Here is an 8,438-nt window from a genome sequence, read left to right on the forward strand (position 1 = left end):
ATGAACACTGACATCCGCGTCGAGAAGGGCCACGCCGAGCCCGAGGAGGTCGCCGCCATCACGGCCGTCCTCCTGGCCCGTGCGGCCGCCCAGCCGGAGGCGCCCGCCCACCGCGGCCGCGCCAAGGCCGGCTGGCGCCGGCTGGAGCGCGAGCCGGGCTTCCGGGCACCCCACAGCTGGCACTGAGCCTCCCCAGCGCGTACGTAGCCCCGCCACTCCTCCGGGAGGGCGGGGCTTCGGCGTTCCGGGCGCGGCACGTACGACACAGGGGCCCTCTCCGTGCGGAGAGGGCCCCTGTGAACGAACGCGGGCGGCCGCTAGCGCAGGCGCGCCATCAGTGCGTGCTCGACGAGAGTGATCAGCGCCGACTTGGCGTCCGCGCGGTGGCGGGCGTCGGTCGTGATGATCGGGGTGTCGGGGCCGATCTGCAGGGCCTCACGGACCTCGTCGGGGTTGTACGGCTGGTTGCCGTCGAAGCCGTTGAGGGCGATGACGAACGGCAGTCCGCTGTTCTCGAAGTAGTCGACCGCCGGGAAGCAGTCGGCGAGACGGCGGGTGTCCACGAGCACGATCGCGCCGATGGCGCCGCGGACCAGGTCGTCCCACATGAACCAGAAGCGGTCCTGGCCCGGCGTACCGAACAGGTACAGGATCAGGTCCTGGTCCAGGGTGATGCGGCCGAAGTCCATGGCCACGGTCGTCGTGGTCTTGTCCCCGGTGTGGGTGAGGTCGTCGATACCGGCCGACGCGGACGTCATGACGGCCTCTGTGCGCAGCGGGTTGATCTCCGAGACGGCGCCGACGAACGTGGTCTTGCCCACGCCGAAGCCGCCCGCCACCACGATCTTCGCGGAGGTGGTGGAGCGGGAAGGACCGCCGCTAGAGCTTGCGAAGTCCACTGAGCACCCTTTCGAGCAGTGTCACGTCTGGCTGGCCACCGGCGTTCTCGTCGCCGCCGGGCTGATGGATGGCGACCAGGCCCGCCTCCGCCAAGTCGGCGACGAGAATCCTGGCAACGCCGAGGGGGATCGTGAGCAGGGCCGAGACCTCGGCCACCGACTTGATCTCCCGGCACAGGTTGCAGATCCGCTGATGCTCGGGCAACTGACCCTGCATCTGGTGCGGAGCGGCGGTGGTGTGCACCAGTGCCTCGATGGCGAGCTGGTAGCGCGGGCGGGTCCGGCCGCCGGTCATGGCGTACGGACGCACCAGGGGGTTGTTCGCTGCGGGCGCCGGCTCGGGGCGGCGCTGCGGCTGCACCGGCTGGATGCGCGGGGCCGGCGGCTGGTCGTACGGCGACGGGCCGGGACCCTGCGGCGCGTACGGCTGCCGGTGGCTGGGCGTGGAGGGGAAGTTGTAACGGTTCGGATTCTGGGAACCGTCGCCGTGGCCCTGGGCAGGACCGTACGACCAGTTTCCCGAATTGGAACCGCCTGGGGGTGTTGCCACTCTCTTCTCCTCCTCCGACTGTGCCGGGCACCCATCCGTGTGGAGCCGCGTCCCGAAACCTTACGGCCCCGGGACGTGTATTCGCACCGCTGGTCTGTTAGTTGAGAAGGCTTCCCTGGAGTTCAGCACGCAGATCCGGGGTCAGGACCGAGCCCGCGCGGTCCACCAGAAGGGCCATCTCGTACCCGATGAGGCCGATGTCCGCCTCCGGGTGTGCCAGGACTGCGAGCGAAGAACCATCGGAAACGGACATGATGAAGAGGAATCCCCGCTCCATCTCCACAACTGTCTGGTTCACGGCGCCGCCCTCGAAGATGCGCGAGGCGCCGGCGGTCAGCGAGGTCAGACCGGACGCGACAGCTGCCAGCTGGTCGGCACGGTCGCGGGGGAAGCCTTCGGACATCGCCAGAAGGAGTCCGTCGGCGGAGACCACCACCGTGTGGGACACCCCCGGGGTGTTGTCCACGAAGTTGGTGATCAACCAGTTCAGGTTCTGTGCCGCCTGGCTCATCGGGCTCACACTAACGCTCCTGGTTGTAGGTGCTGTCAGGACCGAAGCCCTGGCCGTTCGTTTCACTGCCTGCGTTGCGTCCGCGCTGGACGCCTCGACGCAGGTTGCTCAGCCTGCCCCGGACGTCCTCCGGGGCGCGGGAGACCTGTGGGCCTCCCTGAGGGGTGCTCTCGGCGGTGCCCTCGACCAGATTGGCCTTGGGTACCCGCCGCGGCAGACCGGAGGCGGTGACCCCGCCTGCCTTGGGCTTGCGGAGCTGCGAAGCCTGCTGCCAGCGCTCGTCGTTGGCCGAACGCCAGCCGCTCTCGCCGCCCGCCGCCGGGCTGTTGCCCGGTGCCGGAGCCGGCGCTTCCTGCTGCACGCGCGCCGTGCCGTTCGCGGCACTCGACGACCCGCCGGAGCCGCTCGCGGGGGCTCCGCGGCGGGGCAGACCGGCGTCGGTCAGGCCCTGGGCGGCGGGAGAGGCCGTTCCCGGACGGTCGAAGCCTACGCGGTTCCGCTCGCCCGCGTCACCGGCCTGCGGGGATTCCGCTTCCGGAGCGTACTGGGCCGGGTAGCCGTTCTGGTAGCCGTTCTGCTGCGGCCAGTCGTCCTGGTACGACTGGGCCCCGTAGGAGCCGAAGCCGTCGGACGCGGAGTCGTGCGAGGGCGCGCGCTCCTCCTGGGCCGGTTCCGCATAGGCGGGCTCGGGGTAGCCGGTGCCGTTCGCGGCGAAGCCGTCGTTCCGCGCGGCGTCACCGCCCTGCGCGTAGTACTGCTCGTCGTACGACTTCTCGTACGGCTCCTCGTACGCGGTGCGCTGCTGCTCCTCGTACGGCTGCTCCGGGTACGCCTGCTGCGTCTGCTCCGGGTACGCCCGCTGTTCGGGGTAGCCCTGTTCGCCGCCGTCGAAGGCACGCATCGCCTCGAACTCGTCCCGGTACCCGGACTGCTCGCCGGTCTCCGGGTGCGGCTGCCCGAGGGTCTGGGCCTCCAGGGCCGCACGGCGCTCCTCACGCATCAGGGAGCGGCCGACGGGGTCCAGGTCGCGGATGTCGTCGGGGACGTCGGTGTACCGGCTGTCGTCGAAGCCCAGCTCGGCGGCGGTGCGCATCGGCTCCACCTGGGCGAAGCTCTCACCCTGGAACTGCTGCTCCGGGATGATCTGCGAGACCGTGAACTCCTCGCGGTCCAGCGGCGTCTCGCCGCCACCGCCGTGCGTGATCGCGTCCGGCAGCATGACCAGCGAGGTCGTACCGGCCTGCTCGCCCGAGGGGCGGAGCTGGACGCGGATGCCGTGCCGGTCGGACAGCCGGCCGACCACGAACAGGCCCATGCGCTGCGAGATCGCGGCGTCCACGGTCGGCGGGTTGGCCAGCTTGTGGTTGATGTCCGCGAAGTCCTCGGCGGTCAGGCCGATGCCCTTGTCGTGGATCTCGATCATCACGCGGCCGTCGGGGAGACGGGTCGCGGTGACGCGGACCTTGGTCTGCGGGGAGGAGAAGGTGGTGGCGTTCTCCAGCAGCTCGGCCAGCAGGTGCACGAGGTCGGTGACCGCGCGGCCGTGGATCTCGGCCTCCGGGACGCCGGACAGCTCGATGCGCTCGTACTGCTCCACCTCGGAGGAGGCGGCGCGCAGCACGTCCACCAGCGGGACCGGCTGGTCCCAGCGGCGGCCGGGCTCCTCGCCCGCGAGGACCAGGAGGTTCTCGCCGTTGCGGCGCATCCGGGTCGCGAGGTGGTCCAGGCGGAAGAGGTTCTCCAGCTGGTCCGGGTCGGCCTCGTTGTTCTCCAGGTCGGTGATCAGGGTCAGCTGGCCCTCGATCAGCGACTGGTTGCGGCGCGAGAGGTTGGTGAAGATCGCGTTGATGTTGCCCCGCAGCAGAGCCTGTTCGGCGGCGAGCCGGACGGCCTCGCGGTGGACCTGGTCGAAGGCGCGGGCGACCTCGCCGATCTCGTCCGTGGAGTTGATCGGGATCGGCGCGACCCGGGTGTCGACCCGGCCGGGGTCGGTGCGGGAGAGCTGGTCGACCAGCATCGGCAGGCGCTGCTCGGCGATGCCGAAGGCCGCGTTGCGCAGCTGGCGCATCGAGCGGCTCATCTGCCGGGCCACGGCACCGGCCAGGATGAAGGCGAGGAGCAGGGCGACGACGACGGCCGCACCGGTGATGATCGCGGACGTCTTGGCGTCGTCGGCGATGCCGGAGGCCTCGTTCACCGCCTTGTCGGCGAGGTTCGACTCGATCTGCCGGTAGGCCTTGTACTTGAGCGAGTTCACCGCGAACCAGTTCTTCGCGGTGTAGCCCTTGCTGGCCATGACCTGACGGGTGAGCGGGCTGGTGTCCTTCATGGTGACCAGCGCCCCGACCATCTTGGACGGGTCCGACGGCGGGGCGACGTACTTCGGGTCCTGCTGCTTCTGCTGCTGGACCAGCGCGGCGCCGTCCGTCTTGATCTTCGCCTGGGCGTCGGCCAGGTTCTGCGCGTCCTCGTCGGTGCCACCGCCGAGGTACTCCTCGAGGGCGATGCGCTCCAGGTAGGCGTACGAGGACAGGGAGACGCGCTGCGTCGCCAGGTTTCCGTCGTCCGGGCCGGGCTTGACCAGCAGGTGGGTGCCGATCGACCGCTCCAGCGAGAGCGCCGCCTTGGTGAGGGAGATGGCGTAGACCGTACGGCCGTAGGAGGTGATGTTGCCGGTGCCCAGACCGAGCTCGTTCGCGAACTCCATCAGGGGGTGGCTGACCTCGACGTAGCCCTCCTCGGTCTGCACACCGTGGACCTTGGAGGTGTACGCGACCTGGCGCAGCGTCTGCAGCTGGGGCTCCACCTTGTGGAACAGCTGCAGCCGACGCTTCAGACCGGGCTTGTCCGGCATGTCCTGCGCGGCCTGGGAGAAGGCGTCGGCGGCCTGGTCCGTGGCCTTGCGGGCGGCGGTGACGGTGTTCTTGTCGTTGCCCAGCAGGAGGGGCGCCGCCGTGACGTCACGCTCGTTCTCGAGGGCGTCGGCGTAGGAGAGCGCGGCACGCACCAGACGGGCGGTGTTCTCCGCGTCGCGGGCCTCCTGCCAGGTGTCGATCGAGCTCTTCACCTGGAAGCCGCCCATAACGAGGCCGACCACCACGGGTATGAGCAGAATCGCGTTCAGCCTGGTCGGCACCCGCCAGTTGCGCGGGGAGAACCGGCCACCGCTCTTCGCGGGCGTGGCCGCCGGCTCCGCACCGGGTACAGGGGTGGGCGCCGCAGCGCGCGGCGGCGGGGTGAAGTTGCCCCGCGCCGACGGCTCGGGACCGTTCTTGCTTCGCCTCACTCGACCAACAACCTCTCGGCGGTCGGCACCTACGTCGTGCCGCAGTCTCTCAGAGCCCGGTTCGTCTTCGACCACTCGGTAGGTACGTCTTTGACTAATGGGCAGTTCAGGCATTCCAGCACGTGGACCAGCACACTTCCAAACAGTGGAAACCTGTGATCGACGCTCTTGTAAGCCCCAGATAAAACGGTCATAAAGAGCGAGCCCCGCCAAAAGGCGGGGCGTTCGTGCGCACAGCGGCACCGCACGACCGCGTCGCGTGGTGACGCCCGGGGATTCCTCTGCCGAACTGTTATGAACACCGGAGCCGACCGTGTCTAAGGCCACAGCCGGCTCCGAGGGGCATACGACAACTGCCGTACGGCATGTCGAACTTGGGTGTTACCGCAGCCGCGCCATCAGGGCGTGCTCCACCAGCGTGATCAGCGCCGACTTGGCGTCCGCGCGGTGGCGGGCGTCGGTCGTGATGATCGGGGCGTCGGGACCGATCTGCAGCGCCTCGCGCACTTCCTCCGGGGTGTACGGCTGCTGCCCGTCGAAGCCGTTGAGGGCGATGACGAAGGGAAGGCCGCTGTTCTCGAAGTAGTCCACGGCCGGGAAGCAGTCGGCGAGACGGCGGGTGTCCACCAGGACCACCGCGCCGATGGCGCCGCGGACCAGGTCGTCCCACATGAACCAGAAGCGGTCCTGGCCCGGCGTACCGAACAGGTACAGGATCAGGTCCTGGTCCAGGGTGATGCGGCCGAAGTCCATCGCCACCGTGGTGGTGGTCTTGTCCCCGGTGTGGGTGAGGTCGTCGATGCCCGCCGAGGCGGACGTCATGACGGCCTCCGTACGCAGCGGGTTGATCTCCGAGACGGCGCCGACGAACGTGGTCTTGCCCACGCCGAAGCCGCCCGCCACCACGATCTTCGCGGAGGTGGTGGCCCGGCCCCCGTCAGAGCTTGCGAAGTCCACTGAGCACCCTTTCGAGCAGCGTCACGTCCGGAGCGCCGCCGTTGTTCTCGTCGCCACCAGGCTGGTGGATGGCGACCAGGCCGGCCTCGGCGAGGTCGGCGACCAGGATCCGGGCCACACCGAGCGGCATGGCCAGCAGCGCGGAGACCTCCGCGACCGACTTGACCTCCCGGCACAGGTGGCAGATGCGCTGGTGCTCCGGGAGGAGCCCCATCAGGGCTGCCGGGTCGGCCGTGGTGCTGATCAGTGCCTCGATGGCCAGCTGGTACCGCGGCCGGGTCCGGCCGCCGGTCATCGCGTACGGCCTCACCAGCGGCTGGTCGCCCTCATCCCCGTACGGCTCGGCGTACGGATCATGATGGGCGGTGGGCGGGGTCATGAATCCTCCGGGCGGGACAGCAAGTCGGTCAGTCGTGCCGTCTGACGGGGCCGGTGGGGGGATTGTGGCGGCCGGACGGTGTTTTCGTGAGGTGGGTGGTGCCGGAGCGGGTCAGTGAAGCAGACTGCCCTGGAGTTCGGCGCGCAGGTCAGGGGTGAGTACCGCACCCGCGCGGTCGACGAGCAGTGCCATCTCGTAGCCGACCAGACCGATGTCGCACTCGGGGTGGGCCAGAACCGCGAGGGACGACCCGTCCGAGACGGACATCAGGAAGAGGAAACCGCGCTCCATCTCCACGACCGTCTGGGCCACGTTGCCGCCCTCGAAGATCCGGGAGGCCCCGGCCGTGAGAGAGGTCAACCCGGACGCGACGGCCGCGAGCTGGTCCGCGCGGTCCCGCGGGAAGCCTTCGGACATCGCCAGCAGAAGGCCGTCGGCGGAGACCACCACCGTGTGGGACACCCCGGGGGTGTTGTCCACGAAGTTGGTGATCAACCAGTTCAGGTTCTGTGCCGCCTGGCTCATCGGACTCAACTAACGCTCCTGCTGGTGAGTGGGGCTGGGGAAGCTGCCGGTCTGGCCGTTGCCGGCCTGACGGCCCTGTGCGATGCCCCGACGGAGATTGGTCAGCCGGCCGCGTACGTCGTCAGGCGCACGCGAGACCTGCGGACCGGCTTGGTGCTGTTGCTGCTGAGCCGTGCCCGGGACGAGGTTCGCCCGGGGCACCCGGCGCGGCAGGCCGGAGGTGGTGATGCCGCCCGCCGCGGGCTGTCGTACGCGCTCCGCCTGACGGACGAGTTCGTCGTTCGGCGAAGTGCGCCAGGACCCGGTCGTGGAGGCCGGGCGCTGAGGGGCCGGTGCCTGCTGCTGAGGAGCGGGCACCGGGGTGTTGTCCGGCTGCTGACCACCCTGCTGACCCTGCTGGCCGTGGAACCAGTTGGTCTCCAGCGTGTCGAACAGCGGGGTACGGCCGTCACCGGGACCGCTGGCCGGCGGCAGTGCCTCCGGCTCCTGGCGGACCGGACGCTGCGGGGCCGGCCGGCGCGGGGCGCCGAAGTCGGCACGGCCACCCGGCTGCGGACGCTCGAACTGACCGGTGCTCGCGGGACCCTGGTCCGGCCGGCCGGGCAGCGCGTGCTGACCGGTCGAGCCGCCGTCGAAGCCCGCGTCGTAGTTCTGCGGAACCGGGAACTGGCCCGTGCTCTGCGGGTCCTGCTGCGCCGGCGTGCCGTACACGTCCGAGCGGGTGAACTGGTCAGCGCCGCCCTGCTGGCCGTACTGACCGTTGTCCTGCTGGCCGTACTGGGCGAACTGGCCGGTGTCCTGCTGGGCGCCGGGCCGGGCGAACTGGCCGGTGGAGCCGCCCGTACCGAGGTCGGGACGGGGGAACTCGCCCGTCGCGCCCGGACCCTGGGCGTCGATGCGCGGCATCTCCGCGGTCGAGCCCGGACCCTGCCGGTCGTCGACGCGCGGTATCCGCCCGGTGCGCGCCGCGTCCTGCTCGTCGTGGCCGCGCGGGGCGTCCAGCGAGGCGCGGGAGAGCGGGGCCTGGGCGTTGTCGCTCCAGTCCGGGGTGCGCGGCGCGGACGGGTTGCCGCCCGGCAGCTCGGCCCGCGGTCCGCCACGCGGCGCGAGCTGCGGCTGCCGGCCCTGGTCCGCGGCGCCACCGCGCTGCGGGGCCGAGCCACGGGCGCCGAAGAGGTCCTGGGAGCCCGCGGACTGCTGACCCTGCTGGCCGCCGAAGCCGCCGGCACCCGCCGGGGCCGGCCGGCCCTGCTGACCGGGACCCTGGGGACCACGCGCGCCACCCGGCGCGCCGGGACGGCCGCCCTGGCCGGCACCGGGCAGTGCGGCCC

At 70.8% G+C, this 8,438-nt stretch carries 8 protein-coding genes and 1 pseudogene; 1 reads left to right on the forward strand and 8 read right to left on the reverse strand.

Annotated features, from left to right (window positions below; genetic code table 11):
- Positions 1–186 carry an acyl-CoA carboxylase subunit epsilon gene (locus PV343_RS20655; protein ID WP_317445576.1) on the forward strand — a complete coding sequence of 62 codons (186 nt, stop codon included), beginning with the start codon at positions 1–3 and terminating at the stop codon, positions 184–186.
- A 131-nt stretch (positions 187–317) separates the two neighbouring features.
- On the opposite strand, the gene PV343_RS20660 is transcribed toward PV343_RS20655, so the two are convergent.
- From PV343_RS20660 to PV343_RS20695, 8 genes and pseudogenes are all read right to left on the reverse strand, one after another.
- Positions 318–899: a GTP-binding protein gene (locus tag PV343_RS20660; RefSeq protein ID WP_026248371.1), complete on the reverse strand. Its 582-nt coding sequence runs from the start codon at positions 897–899 to the stop codon at positions 318–320.
- Complete coding sequence (locus tag PV343_RS20665) at positions 880–1,449, reverse strand: DUF742 domain-containing protein (protein WP_319148443.1); 570 nt, start codon at positions 1,447–1,449, stop codon at positions 880–882. The genes PV343_RS20660 and PV343_RS20665 overlap by 20 nt, the downstream gene beginning before the upstream one ends.
- Before the next feature lie 97 nt (positions 1,450–1,546).
- A complete protein-coding gene (locus PV343_RS20670; RefSeq protein WP_007384910.1) occupies positions 1,547–1,960 on the reverse strand; it encodes a roadblock/LC7 domain-containing protein in 414 nt (137 codons plus the stop codon).
- Between the two features lie 10 nt (positions 1,961–1,970).
- A complete protein-coding gene (locus tag PV343_RS20675) occupies positions 1,971–5,246 on the reverse strand; it encodes a nitrate- and nitrite sensing domain-containing protein (RefSeq protein ID WP_319148444.1) in 3,276 nt (1,091 codons plus the stop codon).
- 381 nt (positions 5,247–5,627) lie between these two features.
- Positions 5,628–6,203: a GTP-binding protein gene (locus tag PV343_RS20680; RefSeq protein WP_020942433.1), complete on the reverse strand. Its 576-nt coding sequence runs from the start codon at positions 6,201–6,203 to the stop codon at positions 5,628–5,630.
- Positions 6,184–6,582, reverse strand: coding sequence for a DUF742 domain-containing protein (locus PV343_RS20685; RefSeq protein WP_009190816.1), 399 nt, complete (start codon positions 6,580–6,582; stop codon positions 6,184–6,186). The genes PV343_RS20680 and PV343_RS20685 overlap by 20 nt, the downstream gene beginning before the upstream one ends.
- A 111-nt stretch (positions 6,583–6,693) precedes the next feature.
- A complete protein-coding gene (locus tag PV343_RS20690; RefSeq protein WP_003973453.1) occupies positions 6,694–7,107 on the reverse strand; it encodes a roadblock/LC7 domain-containing protein in 414 nt (137 codons plus the stop codon).
- 9 nt (positions 7,108–7,116) lie between these two features.
- Positions 7,117–8,438 (reverse strand): annotated as a pseudogene (locus PV343_RS20695) (hypothetical protein); the annotation flags it as partial.

The sequence above is a fragment of the Streptomyces sp. WI03-4A genome, from assembly GCF_033792105.1.
GTDB lineage: Bacteria > Actinomycetota > Actinomycetes > Streptomycetales > Streptomycetaceae > Streptomyces > Streptomyces collinus_A.

Bases quoted from the DNA above. Each gene is read 5' to 3' on its own strand.
- PV343_RS20655 (WP_317445576.1), top strand. From the start codon at position 1: ATGAACACTGACATCCGCGTCGAGAAGGGCCACGCCGAGCCCGAGGAG.
- PV343_RS20670 (WP_007384910.1), bottom strand. From the start codon at position 1,960: ATGAGCCAGGCGGCACAGAACCTGAACTGGTTGATCACCAACTTCGTG.
- PV343_RS20685 (WP_009190816.1), bottom strand. From the start codon at position 6,582: ATGACCCCGCCCACCGCCCATCATGATCCGTACGCCGAGCCGTACGGG.
- PV343_RS20690 (WP_003973453.1), bottom strand. From the start codon at position 7,107: ATGAGCCAGGCGGCACAGAACCTGAACTGGTTGATCACCAACTTCGTG.